17 protein-coding genes, 1 tRNA gene and 1 pseudogene are annotated in these 19,525 nt (G+C 34.5%); 18 read left to right on the plus strand and 1 reads right to left on the minus strand.

The window, feature by feature from the left end; genetic code table 11:
• Nucleotides 1–95: 95 nt before the first annotated feature.
• A complete protein-coding gene (locus EOD40_RS08320; protein ID WP_128194518.1) occupies nucleotides 96–3,008 on the minus strand; it encodes an FAD-binding and (Fe-S)-binding domain-containing protein in 2,913 nt (970 codons plus the stop codon).
• Between the two features lie 260 nt (nucleotides 3,009–3,268).
• On the opposite strand from EOD40_RS08320, the gene EOD40_RS08325 reads away from it, so the two are divergent.
• From EOD40_RS08325 to EOD40_RS08405, 18 genes and pseudogenes are all read left to right on the plus strand, one after another.
• A complete protein-coding gene (locus tag EOD40_RS08325) occupies nucleotides 3,269–4,831 on the plus strand; it encodes a glycoside hydrolase family 10 protein (protein ID WP_128194520.1) in 1,563 nt (520 codons plus the stop codon).
• On the plus strand, nucleotides 4,818–6,077 hold the full coding sequence (locus EOD40_RS08330; protein WP_128194522.1) for an MFS transporter: 1,260 nt from the start codon (nucleotides 4,818–4,820) through the stop codon (nucleotides 6,075–6,077). The genes EOD40_RS08325 and EOD40_RS08330 overlap by 14 nt, the downstream gene beginning before the upstream one ends.
• A gap of 47 nt (nucleotides 6,078–6,124) precedes the next feature.
• Nucleotides 6,125–6,931, plus strand: coding sequence for a KilA-N domain-containing protein (locus EOD40_RS08335; protein WP_128194524.1), 807 nt, complete (start codon nucleotides 6,125–6,127; stop codon nucleotides 6,929–6,931).
• Between the two features lie 26 nt (nucleotides 6,932–6,957).
• Complete coding sequence (locus EOD40_RS08340) at nucleotides 6,958–8,556, plus strand: glycoside hydrolase family 3 protein (RefSeq protein ID WP_128194526.1); 1,599 nt, start codon at nucleotides 6,958–6,960, stop codon at nucleotides 8,554–8,556.
• 134 nt (nucleotides 8,557–8,690) lie between these two features.
• On the plus strand, nucleotides 8,691–9,329 hold the full coding sequence (locus EOD40_RS08345; protein ID WP_128194527.1) for a peroxiredoxin: 639 nt from the start codon (nucleotides 8,691–8,693) through the stop codon (nucleotides 9,327–9,329).
• Between the two features lie 210 nt (nucleotides 9,330–9,539).
• Entirely contained in the window at nucleotides 9,540–9,848 is a 309-nt protein-coding gene (locus EOD40_RS08350; RefSeq protein ID WP_128194529.1) for a thioredoxin family protein, read from the plus strand.
• A gap of 91 nt (nucleotides 9,849–9,939) precedes the next feature.
• Nucleotides 9,940–10,197, plus strand: coding sequence for a DUF6952 family protein (locus EOD40_RS08355; protein WP_128194531.1), 258 nt, complete (start codon nucleotides 9,940–9,942; stop codon nucleotides 10,195–10,197).
• 182 nt (nucleotides 10,198–10,379) lie between these two features.
• Nucleotides 10,380–10,877 carry a thiol peroxidase gene (gene tpx, locus EOD40_RS08360; protein ID WP_128194532.1) on the plus strand — a complete coding sequence of 166 codons (498 nt, stop codon included), beginning with the start codon at nucleotides 10,380–10,382 and terminating at the stop codon, nucleotides 10,875–10,877.
• Between the two features lie 10 nt (nucleotides 10,878–10,887).
• Complete coding sequence (locus EOD40_RS08365; RefSeq protein WP_128194535.1) at nucleotides 10,888–11,262, plus strand: diacylglycerol kinase; 375 nt, start codon at nucleotides 10,888–10,890, stop codon at nucleotides 11,260–11,262.
• Nucleotides 11,263–11,281: 19 nt separating this feature from the next.
• Complete coding sequence (locus EOD40_RS08370) at nucleotides 11,282–13,732, plus strand: DNA translocase FtsK (protein ID WP_128194537.1); 2,451 nt, start codon at nucleotides 11,282–11,284, stop codon at nucleotides 13,730–13,732.
• 4 nt (nucleotides 13,733–13,736) lie between these two features.
• The gene (locus tag EOD40_RS08375) at nucleotides 13,737–14,378 is read left to right on the plus strand and encodes a LolA family protein (RefSeq protein WP_128194539.1); all 642 of its coding nucleotides are present in this window, start codon (nucleotides 13,737–13,739) and stop codon (nucleotides 14,376–14,378) included.
• A gap of 8 nt (nucleotides 14,379–14,386) precedes the next feature.
• Nucleotides 14,387–15,835, plus strand: a complete 1,449-nt coding sequence (locus EOD40_RS08380; protein ID WP_128194541.1) for an LptF/LptG family permease — start codon at nucleotides 14,387–14,389, stop codon at nucleotides 15,833–15,835.
• A gap of 9 nt (nucleotides 15,836–15,844) precedes the next feature.
• A complete protein-coding gene (ribB, locus tag EOD40_RS08385; RefSeq protein ID WP_128194543.1) occupies nucleotides 15,845–16,978 on the plus strand; it encodes a 3,4-dihydroxy-2-butanone-4-phosphate synthase in 1,134 nt (377 codons plus the stop codon).
• A gap of 158 nt (nucleotides 16,979–17,136) precedes the next feature.
• Nucleotides 17,137–17,224 (plus strand) — tRNA-Ser (locus tag EOD40_RS08390).
• A 464-nt stretch (nucleotides 17,225–17,688) separates the two neighbouring features.
• Nucleotides 17,689–17,826, plus strand: coding sequence for a hypothetical protein (locus tag EOD40_RS18225; RefSeq protein ID WP_231129599.1), 138 nt, complete (start codon nucleotides 17,689–17,691; stop codon nucleotides 17,824–17,826).
• A 12-nt stretch (nucleotides 17,827–17,838) separates the two neighbouring features.
• A pseudogene (locus tag EOD40_RS18230) lies at nucleotides 17,839–17,988 on the plus strand (DUF1905 domain-containing protein); the annotation flags it as partial.
• Between the two features lie 169 nt (nucleotides 17,989–18,157).
• Nucleotides 18,158–18,424, plus strand: coding sequence for a zinc ribbon domain-containing protein (locus tag EOD40_RS08400; protein ID WP_128194545.1), 267 nt, complete (start codon nucleotides 18,158–18,160; stop codon nucleotides 18,422–18,424).
• Between the two features lie 33 nt (nucleotides 18,425–18,457).
• The gene (locus EOD40_RS08405; protein ID WP_128194547.1) at nucleotides 18,458–19,495 is read left to right on the plus strand and encodes an NAD(P)H-dependent flavin oxidoreductase; all 1,038 of its coding nucleotides are present in this window, start codon (nucleotides 18,458–18,460) and stop codon (nucleotides 19,493–19,495) included.
• Nucleotides 19,496–19,525 lie beyond the last annotated feature (30 nt).

Genomic DNA, 19,525 nt, shown 5'->3' on the forward strand with positions numbered 1-19,525 from the left:
AAACGTTAATACGGTTTTACAAACCGCACACACAAAAGCCATGAACTTACTCATGGCTTTTGTGTTTTTTAACTAATAAGTATAAAATCTTTTTTTTATTGTAAACAACTTTTTAAAATCGATACGGGATGTTGTGCTTTTCGGCTGGTTCCGTCATAAATTTGATGGCGGCAAGAGGTTCCTGCTGCTGCTATAGACACATTTTCATCGGTAGCCCTGATTTTTGGGAACAAGGTATCTTCCCCCATTTGCATACTTATTTCGTAATGTTCTTCTTCGTAGCCAAAAGAACCCGCCATTCCGCAACAACCGGAGTTGTAAATAGTAACCGAATTGTTTTTAGGCACATTCAACATCGCAAAAGTAGCTTCAACAGCACTCAATGATTTCTGGTGGCAATGTCCGTGAATTTTAATCTGCTTTTCGTTGGTTGAAAATTGTCCCGCATGGATTTTCCCTGCTCCAATTTCTTTCTTGAAAAACTCCTCGATAGTTAAAACGTTCTTAGCCAGCTTTTCAGCAGCAGTTTTGTCTTCTACCAATCGTAAGTATTCATCTCTGAAAGTCAATATTGCCGAAGGTTCAATCCCTATTAACTGGCAATCATCTGAAATAATCGGTGCAAAAGTAGCTACGTTTTTAATGGCTATCATTTTAGCTTCTTCCAGGAATCCTTTCGAAATATAAGCTCTTCCGCTTTCTTCATGCTCCACAACTACCACTTCGTAACCTAATTTTGTCAACAATTCGAAGGCATCAATCCCGACATTTACATCATAATAATTAGTGAATTCATCGCAAAATAAAACCACTTTACCATTTGGATACTCCTTATTGTTATTGACATTGTTATTGCTAAGCCATTTTCTAAAAGTCTGTTTGGCTAATAGCGGAACTTCACGTTTCTGTGCCACTCCCATTCCTTTTTTCACAATGGAAAGATTGGAAACAAAATTAGTAAGGGCAGGAAAAAGACTTCCCATCTTATTCATCTTGGCATTATTGGCAAAGATTTTATTTCGAAACGAAAAACCATTCGCTTTTTGGTATTGGTACAAAAACTCGGCTTTTAAAGTCGCCACATCCACATTAGACGGGCATTCGCTGGCACAGGCTTTACAGCTTACACACAATTCAAAAACTTCATACAATTCCTTGTGATCAAATTTATTGTCTTTTTCAGAATGCGTTAAATATTCGCGTAAAGCGTTTGCACGGGCACGGGTCGTATCTTTTTCATTTCGGGTAGCGCGATAACTCGGGCATAAAGTCCCTCCCGCCGAAGGCAATTTTCTACAATCACCGGAACCATTGCATTTTTCGGCAGCTCTCAAAATCCCCATGCTGTCTGAGAAATCCTGAATGGTTTTAATATCCGGTTCTACCCTATCGGTTTCAAAACGGAAATTCTCATCCATTTTTAGCGCATTGACAATTTTCCCCATATTCAAAACCGAATTCGGGTCGAATGCCAATTTGATACGCTTTAATAATCCGTAATTTTTTTCACCAATCATAAAAGGCAAAAATTCCCCTCTTACAATTCCGTCACCGTGTTCTCCACTTAAGGAACCTCTATATTTTTTTACCAAAATAGCCACTTCGGTAGCGATATTTCTAAATTGGTAAACGCCTTCCTTAGTCTTTAAATTCAACACCGGACGCAGGTGCAATTCTCCCGCACCGGCATGAGCATAATAAATAGCTTCCTGTCCGTGGCGTTTCATCATAGCCGAAAAATCGGCAATATAATTAGGCAAATCACTCAACTCCACCGCAGTATCTTCAATAGAATCGGCTGCTTTGTCATCGCCCACAATACTTCCTAAAAGCCCAAGTCCTGCTTTGCGGAGTTCGTTTACTTTATCAACATCGGCTCCATATAATTTTACCGAAGCATAACCAAAATTGTTGTCTTCTAAATCTTTAATCAAAGCTTCTGCTTGTTTTTCGGCCTCATCCATACTGATATAGGAAGCCACTTCAAACATCATAATCGCTTTGGGTTCACCCTGAATAAAAAAGCGATTTTTGCTTTGTTCTTTGTTGTGTTTCGTACAATCTAAAATAGTATCGTCAATCATTTCGCAGGTATACAAATGATGCTTCATAGCAATCATTACCGCTTCTAAACTTTCCTGAATACTGGTAAAATGAGTCACTACCATGATGTTATTCGTTGGCGGTAAATCGTCTAATTGTAAAGTAACTTCAGTTGTAAAAGCCAATGTTCCTTCGCTACCGCAAAGCAACTTCCCTACATTTATCGTAGGCTCAGTTCCTCCAAACAAATCCGATTTCAACAACACATCAACCGCATAACCGGTATTTCGTCTGTGGATTTCCGGTTTTGGAAATTCGTTTTTTATCTCTTGCTGGTTGGCTTCATTGGACAATTCTTCATAAAGCTTTCTGTAAATAGCACTTTCTAAAGAATCGCCTTTGGTTTTTTCTACGAATTCAGCCGAAGTAATGGTATTAAAAACAACTTGGGAACCATCAGCCAACACCGTTTTTATCTCAATAATCTTATCACGGGTTACTCCGTAACGGATAGAAGTAGTTCCTGATGAATTGTTCCCCACCATTCCTCCTACCATACAACGATTAGAAGTAGAAGTATTAGGGCCAAAAAACACGCCATGTGGTTTTAAATACAAATTCAATTCGTCTCTAATAACACCCGGTTGTACTGTAACGGTCTTTTTTTGGGCATCAAAAGCGACAATTTTTGTAAAATGTTTCGATACATCTACAACAATTCCGTCACCAATAGTTTGCCCCGCTAAAGAAGTTCCAGCGGTTCTGGGAATTAATGTCGTTTTATTTTGAATGGCATAACGCACTAATTTTACAATATCCTCCGTTGATTTTGGCAAAGCTACCGCCAAAGGAACAATTCGGTACGCCGAAGCATCAGTGGCATATAAAGTTTTATGAAGATCATCATATAAAAGGCTTCCTTCTAAAGAATCGGACAATTGCTTTAACGAGTGTGAATGAGACATAAATAGAATATCTTTTGTGTATTTAATACAGTTCTAAAAAATTATTTGACAAATATAAATATATCAGTTTTTAAAAAATCATAATTACTCTATTTAATATTTTTTATTGTCCTGTGGCCTTAACAAAGAAAAAAATATGCTACTTCCGGTTTTGGCAAAAAAATTGTATAACTAAAAAACATAAGGAAAATTAATCCTAAATTATCTGATAAACTTCGCTAAAAAAACTATTTTTGGTAACTGTTAAAACATCGAATTCAATGAATCATAAAAACCAAATCTGCTTATTTATCTCCGTTTTGTTGTTGTCTTTTGGCTACAGCCAGGCACAAAATAAAACCGCTAATCCAAAAAACGAATTCAGAGCCGTGTGGATTGCAACGGTTGCCAATATTGACTGGCCCATAAAAAACACCGATGCTGTCGAAAAACAAAAAGCCGATTTTATTGAAATTTTAGATACTTATAAAAAGCTGAATTACAATGTGGTTATTGTGCAAATTCGCAGTACAGGCGATGCCATGTATCCAACTGATTTAGCGCCCTGGTCTAAATATCTAACCGGCAAACAAGGACAAGCTCCTTACCCTTTTTATGATCCTTTGGAATGGATGATTACTGAAACCCACAATCGCGGATTTGAATTTCATGCCTGGTTTAACCCTTACAGAGCGAGCATGGATTTAAACACAGCTGAATTGAGCAGAACTCACGATATAATCAAACATCCTGAATGGATGATTAAATACGGTGGAAAATACTATTACAATCCGGCTTTGCCTGAAGTTCAGGCACATTTAATTAATGTAGTTGACGAAGTTGTGAGTAAATATGATGTGGATGCCGTCCATTTTGACGATTATTTTTATCCATACAGAATACCGGGAGAATCATTTAACGATACTGCATCTTACAAAAAATACGGAAAAGGCATGGGACTTGAAGATTGGCGTCGTGATAATGTCAACACTTATTTAAAAAACACTTATGCTTCCATCAAAAAACTAAAACCCTGGGTACAGTTTGGCATCAGTCCATTTGGAGTTTGGAGAAACAAATCCGTTGATCCTAAAGGTTCTGACACTCAGGCAGGACAAACCAACTATGATGATTTGTATGCCGACCCAATGGCCTGGATGGAAGGTAATTACATTGATTATCTTTTGCCTCAATTGTATTGGAGCATCGACCATCCGAAAGCTTCTTATGCTAAATTATCGAAATGGTGGTCAGAAAACACCAATAAAAATACCGCACTTTATATTGGAAACGGAAGTTATAAAATCAACGCCGATTCGGATAAAAGATGGTCCGATCCAAATGAAATTCCTAATCAAATTGATTTAACCCGTAGTTTCAATAATATCAATGGAAATGCTTTTTTCAGTGCCAAGTCTTTTGTAAATAAAAACAATGCTGTAACCCAATTGCTAAAAGACAATCAATACCAATATCCGGCTTTAGCTTTTGTAGTTCCAAATTCTAAAAAAGAAGTTTTAGACACGCCTAATGTAACTAATATCAATAATCAGAGTGACAGCACTGTAGTTACTTTAGGTTTTCCAACGCAAAGTAAAATTCGTTATGTAATCGTTTATGGTAGTACTAATAAAAACCTGATTAACGTTAATGATCCAAGCCAGATTATTGATAAAATCGCTTTTAAAGAAACCAAGGACAGCATTGCTGTCAAAATACCAAAACTGTATCTTGAAAAGCACAACAACTGTGCATTAACTTTTGTTGATTATTTTGGAAATGAAAGTCAGGCGACTTTATTGAAGGCAAACAATCAAAACCTAAAAACGAATGAAGACAGATAAAAACCCTTGGTATTGGATTCCATTATTAAATTTTGCTTCGGGCTTTCCGTATGTAATTATAATTTCCGTTTCGGTATTAATGTACAAAAACCTCGGAATCAGCAATGAGGACATTGGTTTATACACCAGTTTACTATACTTGCCCTGGGTAATTAAACCGCTTTGGAGTCCGTTTATTGAGTTACACGGCACTAAACGAAAATGGTTTTTGAGTATGCAATTATTCATTTCCATTGCCTTTTTAATTGTTGGTTTTATTATTCCAACGAGCCAGTTTTTTATGTTGAGCCTGGCTATTTTTTGGGTCGCTGCCTTTGCTTCTGCTTCTAATGATGTAGCCAGTGACGGTTTTTATTTATTAGCCTTAACTAAAGACCAACAATCATTCTTTTTAGGAATCCGAAGCACTTTTTACAGAGCTTCTATGCTAACCGGAAATGGACTAATTATCCTATTGGCGGGTTATTTAGAACATCAATATGGCGACAATCAAAAAGCCTGGTCATACACGATGGTATTCGTTGGATTGGTAATGACCTTTTTAACGATTTACAACTACTTTGCTACTCCAAAAGCCGAATTACCAATTAAAGCAGGAGAAACCGAAGAGAAAAATTTTGCAACTGTTTTTGCCAGTTTTTTCAAAAAGAAACAAATCGGATTGGCTCTTGCTTTCATCCTTTTATTTCGTTTAGGAGAATCCCAACTACTTAAAATGCTGACTCCTTTTTTAGTTGATAAAACTGATGTTGGCGGATTGGGATTAGAAACTGAAGATGTGGGATTAATATATGGAACCTTCGGATTAATTGCACTTACTGTTGGTGGAATTTTAGGCGGAATAGCGATTTCTAAACAAGGCTTAGGAAAATGGATGCTACCAATGATTTTAACCATGCACTTGCCTATTATTGGCTTTATTTTACTGGCAAATTTTCATCCTGCTTCGGTATATTACATTTATGCGGTAGTTATTCTGGAACAGTTTGGTTACGGATTTGGTTTTGCCGCTTTTATGATGTATTTAATTTATGTTGCCGAAGGCGAATCAAAAACTTCACATTATGCTATTGCTACTGGTTTTATGGCATTAGGAATGATGCTTCCGGGAATGCTTAGCGGCTACATTCAGGAATATTTAGGGTATGGCAACTTCTTTATTTGGGTTTTAATAGCTACTATTCCGGGATTAATTTTATCCCGATTTTTAATTTTTCCAAAGGATTTTGGGAAGAAGGTGGAATAGTGTTTTTCTAATTCCATCGAATTCGATGGAATTAAATACAATAAAATATGGCAAAATTAAACGTACAAGGAAAAGAAATAAATATAATTCAATCCAACAATCAGGATTATATTTCTATTACCGATATGTTAAAAGCTAAAGATGGAGACTTCTTTATTTCAGATTGGTTAAGAAATAGAAACACCATTGAATATTTAGGTATCTGGGAGCGAATTCATAATCCAGATTTTAATTATGGCGAATTTGCCATAATTAAAAGTCAAGCAGGTTTAAACAATTACAAGTTAAGTGTAAAAGAGTGGGTTGAAAAAACTAATGCCGTAGGTATTAAAGCTACTTCTGGAAGGTATGGAGGAACTTACGCTCATCAAGATATAGCTTTTGAATTTGGGATGTGGATTAGTGCCGAATTCAAGATTTATTTAGTTAAAGAGTTTCAACGTTTAAAAGAAGAAGAAAACAGCAGCAAAAAACTCGAATGGAATTTACAAAGAACCATTTCAAAAATCAATTATAGAATTCATACCGATGCTATAAAAGAAAATCTAATTCCGATAAGTCTGACGGCAAATCAAAAGAATTTTATTTATGCAGACGAAGCCGATATACTAAACGTGGCGCTATTTGGTAAAACTGCCAAAGAATGGCGTACCGAAAATCCAAACGAAAAAGGAAACATTAGAGATACCGCTACAATCGAACAATTAGTCTTATTATCCAATCTTGAAAGTATCAATGCAATGCTAATACAACAAGAAATAACACAACAGCAACGGCTTATAAAACTGAATGAAATTGCTATTAGCCAAATGAAATCCCTTATCAATACAAATGCATTGAGTAAATTAAAATAATTTTAACCAATGCAAAATTCCAAACAATGACATTAGAACAAAAAATAGGACAATTCTTTTTTCCTGCTGTTTTTATCAATGACAGCGAAGAAAATATCCAGACAACCGAAGAACTAATAAGAAAATACAACATTGGAGGATTGACTTTTTTTCACAGTCGTGCCAGTGCAGCTACAAACTACGAATCGAAGAAAAAAATTGAATTCAACGATGACAGTTACTTTCGATTAAAAGAATTAATTGTCCGTTATCAAAAATGCGCTTCCACTCCACTTTTGATGAGTATTGATGCCGAATGGGGTTTAGCCATGCGTGTCGAAAAAACACCGCAATATCCTTATGCAATTACTTTAGGCGCATTACCAGAAGAGCAAAAAGACTTGGTTTATGAAGTTGGAAAACAAATTGCATCAGACTTAAAATCGGCGGGGATTCATTATAATTTGGCTCCTTTGGCTGATATCAATAACAACCCAAATAATCCTGTTATTGGCTATCGTTCTTTTGGCGAAGACAAAAATAAAGTCGCCAATTTTGCGCTTGAATATTTACGCGGAATAACTGATGCAGGCGTTTTAGGCTGTTTGAAACATTTCCCTGGACATGGAAATACCAATGTCGATTCCCATTTAGGATTGCCTATTTTAGAAGAAAACCTGGAACAATTATTGGCAAACGAATTGTATCCATTTATCAAAGGAATCGAGAATAATGTCGATTCAATTATGATTGGACATTTGGCTGTTCCTGCTTTAAATGAAGGAAAAGATACTTCGGCAACCTTGTCTAAAAATATTATCCAAACACTTTTAAGAGAGCAATTGGGTTATGATGGTTTGATTATTTCAGATGCTTTGAACATGCACAGTGTTTCTAAATTATACGACATTAAAGGCCAACTGGAATGGGAAGCTTTCAACGCCGGAAACGATGTGTTGTGTTTTGCCGAAAATGTTCCCGAAGGAATCCAAGCTATTTTAGAAAATGCTTCTGCGGAACGCATCGATGAAAGTTTTAATCGAATTATGAAATGCAAGGAAAAAGTTGGGATTTTAAACCCTGTTCCTGAAAATGATAGCATTCTGAATTTCGAAAAAGCTAAGATTTTAAATAATCAAATCGCTAAGTTCAGTATTACAAAAATTATTGACAACATTGATTTCGAAAGCATACAAAAAGCCAATACCGAGAAAAAAGTAGCCCAATTATCTATCTATAAAAATGCGGAAAATGATTTTTCAAAAACCATCAATTCCAAATTGCATTGTCCTCAATTTACGATTGAATCGATATTGGATTTTGATTTTGCAACTTTCGAAAAAATAGCAGCATCCTTTGATTACCTCATTATTTCGCTATTTGTTCCAAAGGCAAAACCGCTGAATAATTTTGAAATTGATGATGCCATTTTTAAATTATTGGAAAAATTATTGGCTACAAAAAAATGCGCGATTTACGTTTTTGGAAATCCGTATGCCTTGCCTTTAATTCCTAATTTATCTAAGGCTTCAAGACTTATTGAGGCGTATCAGGATTTTAGCGAATTTCAAATCAATGCAGCGAATCAATTTTTATCTGATGCGGATTGCTTTGGGAAACTCCCTGTTTCTATTGAAATTCAATAAATTAAACTAAGAAACAAGTTTAATATAGTTAAAAATTATTATTAAATAAATATTAATAATCAACTACTATTATTAAAACCGTTTTTTAAGACTTATTTTTGCAGCAACAAATAATAACTTTAAAAATAAATAATATGTCATTAGTAGGAAAAAAATTCCCAAGTATTGCAGTTGACGCCATTTCTGAAATGGGTGATAATTTAAAAATCAACATCTTCGAAGAAGCAGTAAACAACAACAAAAAAGTACTTTTGTTTTGGTATCCAAAAGATTTTACTTTCGTATGTCCAACTGAATTACACGCTTTTCAAGCTGCTTTACCAGAATTTGAAAAAAGAAACACAGTTGTAATTGGTGCTTCTTGTGATACTAACGAAGTACACTTTGCGTGGTTAAACACTGCAAAAAACAACGGTGGAATCGAAGGTGTTACTTACCCTCTTTTAGCTGATACTACAAGAAATTTATCTGCTGCTTTAGGAATTTTAGATGCTGAAGCTGGTGCTTACAACGAAGATGCTGATACTTATTTAGTAGAAGGTTCTAACGTAACTTACAGAGCTACTTATTTAGTGGACGAAACCGGAAAAATTTTCCACGAAAGTGTAAATGATATGCCATTAGGTCGTAATGTAAACGAATATTTACGTCTAATAGATGCTTACACTCACGTACAAACAAAAGGTGAAGTTTGTCCTGCTAACTGGGAATCTGGTAAAGAAGCAATGACTGCTGACAGAAACAGTACTGCTGCTTACTTAAGCGCTAACTAAGAATAAATTCAATTTTTTGAAATTCCAAATTCCAATTTTGGGATTTGGAATTTCTAAATTGAAATTTCACTTCAAAAAAATCAATAACAATAATCTCAATTGCAATTGCAAAAATCAATAACAATTTCAAGATTGAAAGACTTATCATGAAATTGTATCATCCAAAAATTGTTTTTTGACATTGAAATTGACATTGAAATTTTTTAAGATATGTTAATCGAATTAAACGAAGACACTTTAGCAAATTTAGTTGCTGAAAACGAAAAAGTAGTAGTTCAATTTTCGGCATCATGGTGTGGTAATTGCCGTATTATGAAACCAAAATTCAAAAAACTGGCTACCGAAAATGAATCCATCACTTTTGCCTTAGTTGATGCAGAAAATTTTCCTGAATCAAGAAAATTAGCCAATGTAAGCAACTTACCAACCTTTGCTACTTTTGTAAACGGAAAATTGGTAAACGAAACCCAAACTAACAAACAAGAAGTACTAATTGATTTAGTAAACGAAATTGTTTAAAAAGTTTAGAGTTTGTTGTTTATAGTTTATGGTTCAACCCAAAACTCTAACAACAAACCATAAACAACAAACTACAAACCTCAAACAAAAAATGAAATTACCCGTAATAAAACAACTGACTCAATTTATCGAAGAAAACGACCAGGATTACATCATCGAAACCATTGAAGTTTTAGAAGCACTGACTGAGATTTCTTCACTTAAAGATGAAGAATTAGATGTTATTGGTGAGTTAATTTCGAATATGTACGGTGCACTTGAAGTACATAAATTAGTCAAAAACGGAACCGATAAAAAAGAAGCACTAAATACTTTTATGAAAAGAGTATTGGGTTCTATCGACAAATAATACTGTTATAAAAACAGCAACTAAAATGCATCTCAGACAGTTGCATTTTTTTTGCATTTATCCCTACTCTCCAAATAAACATTACTTTAAAACTGATTCCTCCAGGGTTTTAAAATCTTAAATTAGAAATCCTAATTCTTAAATAATTTTCATACTTTTGAACCTCATTAAAAAATTTAATTATGGCTTCAATCACATTAGGAGGAAATCCAATAAACACTGCAGGAGAATTACCAAAAGTAGGTTCAAAACTTGCCGATTTTAAATTAGTAAAAAACGATCTTTCTGTTGCTTCTTTAAGCGATTTTAGCGGAAAAAAATTAGTTTTAAATATTTTCCCAAGTATCGATACAGGAACTTGTGCTACTTCAGTAAGAAAGTTCAATGAAGCTGCTGCTAAATTAGATAACACTGCTGTTTTATGTATTTCTAGAGATTTACCATTCGCTCAAAAACGTTTTTGTGGAGCAGAAGGAATTGAAAATGTAGTTAATTTATCTGACTTTCAGGAAGGAAGTTTTGGAAAGGCTAACGGATTAGAAATCGTTGATGGTCCTTTAGCAGGATTACACTCAAGAGTATTAATTGTTGCTGATGCTGAAGGAACAATTTTACATACAGAGCAAGTTGCTGAAATTGCAAACGAACCAAATTACGAAGCTGCTTTAGCGGTACTTTAATCTCTACTTAATGGCATTTCAAAAAGACAATACCTTTGTTACTGGAAGATTAAAAAGTGTAAGCTATGCCCTAAAAGGAGCTATAAAACTAATCACTACTGAACACAGTGTGATGGTGCAAACTTCTTTGGGAGTTATATTAACAGTGGCAGGATTTGTAATAGGAATTACTCCTACCGAATGGCTTTTTCAAACTTTTGCTATCGGTTTAGTTTTAAGTATTGAAGGACTAAACACAGCAATAGAAAAAGTAGCCGATTTTATTCATCCGGATTACCATGAAAGAATTGGTTTTATAAAAGATATTGCTGCCGGTTCAGTATTTTTTGCAGCAATTACAGCAATAATTATTGGTTTAATCATATACGTACCTCACTTTATTTAGAGGCTTAGTTACATATAGAATGGCAAAAACAACAAAAAAAGAATCTTTAGATCCGAAAGACAATTCTAGCCCTAAAGTTTTCGAATCATGGGAAATATCTAAACAGCATAAAACAATTTTAGGCTGTTTACTCATCTTATTTTCTATTGCTTTATTAGTTGCTTTTGTATCTTTCTATGTTTATGGACAAGAAGATCAAAGTGCTGTTTTAGAATTAACAAACAGAACAGAAACTGTAAAAAATTGGCTAGGAAAGTTTGGTGCTTTCCTGGCTGATTTAATAGTATACCAAGGCTTCGGATTGGCTTCTTTCCTATTCGTCCGATTATTTTTCTTAACGGGAATCTTTCTAATACTGGGTATTTCCAGCCGAAAACTAAAAAACATCTGGTTTTGGGATTTATTTGTCATGATTAATGTATCCGTATTATTTGGCTTTTTTGCCACTTCATTACCTGAATTAGGCGGAACAATTGGCTACGAATTGAATTTATTTCTACAAGATTACATTGGAAAAACAGGAACTCTATTGTTGCTTCTCTTTGGAATTCTTATTTATGTTATTTTCAAACTAAGATTATCTACTGAAAAAGTGCAGTCTTTTTTTGAAAACAACAAAAAAGAGATTATCTCAGATACCAACACTATTTTTTCTCAAAAAACCGATGACAGTGCTTATAACTTAGAAGAATTTGCGGTTACTGAAGAAGAAGCTGAACCTGAAAAAGAAATAATTCCGGAATTCAAACCTTCTCAATTCGAAATCAACAAAGAAGCGCTAAAACCTACCATTAATCATTCATCTGAAATTGATTTAAATCCAATTTCTAAACCGCTTGCAGTTGAAAAAACTGCTGTAACAACAATGGCTGTAGCCAATGACGATTTTGTTATCGAAACTGCTCCTGAAGAAGAAGTAATCGAAGAAAATCTGGCTGCCCGCTTAGTTTCTGATTTTGGATTATTTGACCCAACACTGGACTTATCGAATTATAAATTCCCAACAATTGATTTATTAAAAGAATATTCAACTGGCGGAATTACCATTAATCAAGAAGAATTAGAAGAAAACAAAAACCGAATTGTAGATACGCTTCGTAATTATAAAATTGAAATCGCCCAAATTAAAGCAACAGTAGGACCTTCGGTAACTTTATACGAAATTGTGCCAGAAGCAGGAATTCGAATTTCTAAAATCAAAAGCTTAGAAGACGATATTGCATTGTCTCTTTCGGCACTTGGAATTCGTATCATTGCTCCTATTCCCGGAAAAGGAACCATTGGTATCGAGGTTCCAAACAAGAATCCTACTATGGTTTCGATGAAATCTGTTATTGGTTCGGCTAAATTCCAGGAAGCTGAAATGGAATTGCCAATCGCTCTTGGAAAAACCATTTCAAATGAAACTTTTGTTGTCGATTTGGCTAAAATGCCTCACTTATTGATGGCCGGAGCTACAGGACAAGGAAAATCGGTTGGATTAAATGCGGTTTTAACTTCGCTTTTATACAAAAAACATCCAGCCGAAGTAAAATTTGTATTGGTTGACCCGAAAAAAGTAGAATTAACTCTTTTTAATAAAATTGAAAGACATTATCTGGCCAAATTACCAGACACCGAAGACGCTATTATTACCGATAATGCTAAAGTGGTAAACACTTTAAATTCGCTTTGTGTGGAAATGGACAACCGTTATTCTTTGTTAAAAGACGCCATGGTGCGTAACATCAAAGAATACAACGAAAAATTCAAATCTCGAAAATTAAACCCTGAAAACGGACACCGCTTTTTACCTTACATCATATTAGTTGTCGATGAGTTTGCCGACTTGATTATGACTGCCGGAAAAGAGGTTGAAGTTCCTATTGCGCGTTTGGCCCAGTTAGCCCGTGCCATTGGTATCCACTTAATTATTGCAACCCAAAGACCTTCGGTAAACGTAATTACAGGTTTAATCAAAGCTAATTTCCCGGCTAGAATTGCCTTTAGAGTAACTTCTAAAATTGATTCCAGAACCATTTTGGATACTCAGGGAGCCGATCAGTTAATAGGTCGCGGGGATTTATTATACACCAATGGAAATGATGTGGTACGTGTACAATGTGCTTTTATCGATACTCCCGAAGTAGAAAAAATTACAGATTTTGTTGGTTCTCAAAAAGCCTATGCAACCGCTTATTTGCTTCCTGAATATATAGGAGAGGAAAATGGCATTAATCTTGATATTGATATTTCTGAAAGAGATACGCTGTTTAGAGAAGCTGCAGAAATTATAGTAAACGCGCAACAAGGTTCGGCCTCTTTGTTACAGCGAAAACTGAAACTAGGTTACAATAGAGCCGGTCGATTAATTGATCAATTAGAAGCCGCAGGAATTGTAGGCCCTTTTGAAGGAAGTAAAGCCCGCAGCGTAAACATTCTGGACATGCATGCTCTTGATCAGTTTTTTAATAATGAAGAAAATAATTAATACAATGAAAAAGTTTATCCAAATTACATTTATCTTACTAATTTGTTTTTCTGTACAGGCACAGGACAAAAAAGCAAAAAGCCTTTTAGACCAAGTTACCGCCAAAGTAAAAAGTTATGATAACATTGTAATCGATTTTAAATATTCACTAAACAACAGCAGAGAAAACATTAATCAAGACAGTAAAGGAAATGTTACCTTAAAAAACAATCAATATGTGTTGAATTTCATGGGAATGACCAAAATTTTTGATGGAAAAAAAACCTACACTATTGTTCCTGAAGACGAAGAAGTAAATATTTCGACAGTAAATGAGAAAGATGACAACGCCGTTACTCCTTCAAAAATGCTGACTTTCTTTAACAGTGGTTACAAATATTCTATGGATATTTTACAAAATGTAAAAGGTCGAAAAATACAATATGTAAAATTGATTCCAACAAGCTCTAAGGATCAAAGAAAAGAAATTTTGTTGGGTATTGATGTACAAACCAAACACATCTACAATTTAATAGAAACCGGTAAAAAAGGCACAAAAACAACTTTAACCGTTAATTCTTTTAAAACCAATCAGCCTTTGTCAAAAAATCAATTTACCTTTGTAGCTAGCAAATATCCAAATTACTACATCAATAAATTAGATTAATTCATTTCGTGAAAATCCTTGACAAATACTTATTAAAAACATTCCTGATTACATTTACCACGGTATTTGTAATCTTGTTTTTTATATTCATACTTCAAACCATTTGGCTTTTTATTGCTGAGCTGGCCGGAAAAGATTTAGATGTTGGATTAGTTATTAAGTTCTTACTATTTTCAATGCCTAGAATTATTCCGTTGGTATTGCCTTTATCTATTCTGCTTTCCTCGATTATGACCTTTGGAAATCTGGCTGAAAACTACGAATTTGCAGCAATGAAATCCTCTGGTATCTCATTACAGAGAGCCATGAGAAGCCTTACCTTATTCATTGTTGTATTGAGTATTGTGGCTTTCTTTTTTGCCAATAATGTAATCCCTTTTGCCGAATATAAATTTATCAATTTTAGACAAAACATTGCCCAACTGAAACCTGCAATGGCAATCACCGAAGGTCAATTTAGCGATGTGGGTTATTACAATATCAAAGTCAATAAAAAATCAGGCGAAAATGGGAATAAACTAACCGGAATTACCATTCATAAAAAATCAATGAACGGCGATGGCAGTAAAACAGTCATAAAAGCTAAAAAAGGAGAACTGATTAGTAGCGAAAATTCAAGTGTTTTACAAATGGTATTGAATGACGGAAACTACTACGAAGACATTACTCCTAAAAATTATTCAGACCGAAATAAAATTCCTTTTGCTAAAAGTTCGTTTAAAAAATACACAATAAACATTGATTTGTCATACTTAAACAAAGCAAATGTAGACGACGAAAAAGTTAACAATACCAATACCATGTTAACGGTTAATGAACTGAATTACACCTTAGATTCATTAAACAAAAATTTCAAAACCGAAGTAGCCTCTTATTCCGAAAACATCAGCTTAAGAACCACCATTGAAAACAAAACCTTTAATGATTTAGCAAACAAAGAACTGGTTCGAAAAAGAAAAACACTTCCTACTGATATTCTGTCTTTATATGATAACAAAAAGAAATCAGAAATTTTAAAAACAGCCAGCAGTAATCTTAGCAGTATTGGTTATAGTATAGACGGCAGCAGAACCAATTTGCAAGCCAAACAAAAAAACATCAACAACCACTTATTGGCTTTCTATGACAAGTTTGTAATTGCTTTTGCCTGTTTTATGATGTTTTTTATCGGAGCACCATTAGGGGCAATTATTAGAAAAGGAGGACTTGGACTGCCAATTATTTTTGCCGTATTAATTTTTATTACCTTTCACTTTATTAATACTTTTGGAAAAAGATTTTCACAGGAAAACGGAATGACTCCTTTCTTAGGAGCCTGGATGTCTTCCTTTATCTTATCTCCACTCGCTATATTACTAACTTACAGAGCCACAAACGACATTGGTTTAATCAACATGGATGTTGTATTGGCTCCACTACAGAAACTACTACAGAAATTCATACCTAACAAAAAATAACTACCAAAAATGGCCAACGATAAAATACAACTCCACACAATTGAAGAAGCAATCGAGGATATCCGTCAAGGAAAAATAATCTTAGTTGTTGATGATGAAGACAGGGAAAATGAAGGCGATTTTTTAGCAGCGGCTGAGAAAGTAACTCCTGAAATGATCAACTTTATGGCCACACATGGTCGTGGATTAATTTGTACCCCACTAACCGAAAAACGTTGTAAAGAATTAGATTTAAAACCAATGGTCACCAATAATACCGACCATATGGAAACTGCTTTTACGGTATCAGTTGATTTAAAAGGGAATGGAGTAACTACAGGTATTTCGGCTGCCGATCGCGCAAAAACGGTACTATCTTTAATCGATACTAAAACAAAACCACAGGATTTAGCCAGACCAGGACATATTTTCCCTTTAATTGCAAAAGAAGGTGGTGTTTTAAGAAGAACCGGACATACTGAAGCTGCGATAGACTTTGCCAGATTAGCAGGCTTTAAACCAGCCGGTGTTATTGTTGAAGTAATGAACGAGGATGGAACTATGGCTCGTTTACCACAATTAGTTAAAATTGCTAAAAAATTCGACATCAAAGTTGTTTCGATCGAAGCTCTTGTTGCCTATCGAATGCAACACGACAGTATCATTGTTAAAAAAGAAGATTTTGATATCAATACCCGTTTTGGTACTTTCCGCTTAAGAGCTTACGAACAAATAACAAATAAACAAATCCATATTGCTTTAACAAAAGGAACCTGGAATACAGGAGAGCCTATTTTGACAAGAATTCACTCTTCACAGGTAAATAACGACTTATTAGGCACTTTAACCAATAACGTTGACCAACAATTAGACGATATGTTTAAAATAATCAACGAAAACGGTCGTGGAGCAGTAATTTTCATCAATCAGGATATGTCAGCTGTAAACTTGCTTAACCGTATCACCGAATTGAAAACACTACAAGCCGAAGGAACCATGAAAGCACCTAAAGTTGTTATTGACATCAAAGATTACGGAATTGGAGCACAAATATTACACGATATAGATATTTCAAAAATAAGATTGGTATCTAATAGTACCCAAACCAAACGTGTGGGAATGATTGGTTATGGCTTAGAAATTACAGAATATGTACACTATTAAGTAATTATTCTAAAAAAGCAAAACCCATTAACTCACACAGAATAAATCATTTAAATCAGCTATCAAAAAATAGCTGATTTTTTTATCCAAATATATTTTTTTATCTGGAAAAACCTCCTATATTTGCACTCGCAATCACAAAATGATAGCGACATACTGGAGAAATGGCAGAGCGGTCGAATGCGGCAGTCTTGAAAACTGTTGACTGTAACAGGTCCGGGGGTTCGAATCCCTCTTTCTCCGCCAGTATTTTAAACCCGAAATGAAAATTTCGGGTTTTTTAGTTTTATACAGCTAACTGAATCTAAAATACAAGAGTTAATCCGTGACCTCAAGGTTATGAATCCTGAGGTCTAAAAAGGCTAGAAAAACAAGAAAAACAACCATTGAGGTACCTCCAAAAATTAAGGTGACAAGACTTAATTTTCATTGAGATCCATCTCTTTCTACTCAAAAAGGTTAACAAACCTCAACAAAACACTGAAAAACTTATGTTTTAAGGTGTTTAATCTTTTACGACTATTCCAAAAAATCCACCCATCCTTTCCCAAATACATTTTGTAAGAATATTTTAATATATTTGAAATAAAAAAGTAAATTACTACTAGAATCTAACCATAAATGTATCTATAATAGTGGGGAGCAAGTCTCTATTATACATACAAATTAACAATAATTGTTTTCAAAATCGGCCTCTAAACAAAATCCAAATGAACGGAAAAATAAAATATGAGTTTTCAGAAAAGCCATGGCGACATTCTTCATCTGGAGGTTGGTATTTTGTTTCGCTTCCAAAAGAAATGTCAAAAGAAATCAGAAGCGTGTTAAAATCTGAAGAAGAAGGCTGAGGAAGATTAAAAGCAATAGCTAAGATTGGAAAAAGTGAATGGAAAACGGCTATATGGTTTGATACAAAAAATAAAATTTATTTGTTGCCGATAAAAGCTGAAATAAGAAAAAAAGAAAATATAGAAGCCGAAAAAGAAATAGATGTGGTTATTTGGCTTTAAATCTGTTACTAAAAAGAAACAGCTGCACTAAAAGTTGTTTAAAACCATAGTTCTGTAGTTTTTCAGCAGTTAATTAGTACGTTGAATTTTTACTTATCTTTAAAACTAAATTAGTAAAACACTACTATGCGTAACATTAAATATAACTCTAAATAATCTTGATAGACATATGGAGAAAACATATAAAAATTGCCAAAGTTGTGGAATGCCATTGAATAAAGACAAGAATGGCGGGGGGACTAATGCAGACGGGACAAAAAGTAGAATGTTTTGTTCAAAATGTTTTGAGAATGGAAATTTCACTTTACCAGATATAACAGTTGACGAAATGAAAGAGCTGGTAAAAGGAAAACTTAAAGAATTTGGTTTTCCAGGTTTCTTAGCTGGATTCTTTACAAAAGGCATTCCTAAGCTGGAAAGATGGAAAAATAATTAAATAATTCCGCGCTTACCAAATTTTAAATCACTAATGAGTACTATACTACTAAATAAGTTAGGGATAAGTTATCCTATTATCCAGGCTCCCATGTTTGGTGTGACTACTCCCGAAATGGTCGCTGCGGCGAATAGAGCAGGATGTTTAGGATCGGCTGCTCTTGGCGATTTAGATTACAACAGCACTATACAAATCCTTAGGGAGTGTAAAAATTTAACCGCTGCTAATTTTGCCGCAAACATTTTTGTAAATGAGATACCTCCAATCACAGAGGAATTGAAAATCAAATACAGCAAAACAAAAGACTATCTCTACCAATTGGCGGAAAAACTCTATCTCGAAGTTGATTTACCTGAGATAGAAAAAATTAAACCTGCAGGATACCAACAACAAATTGAAGCAATAATAGACGAAAACATTAAAATCCTGAGTTTTACATTCGGAAATCTGGACAACGACTCCATCAATACATTAAAAAACCATGGAATTGTACTAATAGGAAATTGTACAAGCGAAAAAGAAGCACAACTCCTGATTAACTCCGGAATTGACATTATCAGTCTTCAGGGTATTGAGGCAGGTGGTCATCGGGGTTCATTCAGCACCGAAAACATTCCTAAAATTGGCGGTTTGTCATTATTACAAAACGTTAGAGCTATAACCGATATTCCTTTAATATATGCCGGTGGCATTACCAGTAAAAAAACAATGGAATCCCTGTCGGTTTTAGGTGCCGATGGTTTTCAGATAGGAACCCTCCTTCTGTGTTCGAAAGAAAGTGCTCTGACATCCGCCGAAAAACAACGATTACTTAAAGCTTCTGAGAAAGAAATTATCCTCACCCGAAGTTTTTCAGGTCGTTATGCAAGAGGTTTAAAAAATGAATTTATAGAGCTATTTGAAAATTCTGATTATGTACTGCCTTATCCTTATCAAAACAAGTTAACTGCTCCATTTAGAAAAGCAGCCAGAAATGCACAGCTATTGGAATACGTTAACCTATGGACGGGGCAGTCTTACAAGAATCTCAGTCAGGAATCAACCGAGTCAATAATAAACAACCTTAAATAAAGAAATTACTAAACAAAAAAGAGCCGAACG

The sequence above is a fragment of the Flavobacterium sufflavum genome (assembly GCF_004016525.1).
GTDB lineage: Bacteria > Bacteroidota > Bacteroidia > Flavobacteriales > Flavobacteriaceae > Flavobacterium > Flavobacterium sufflavum.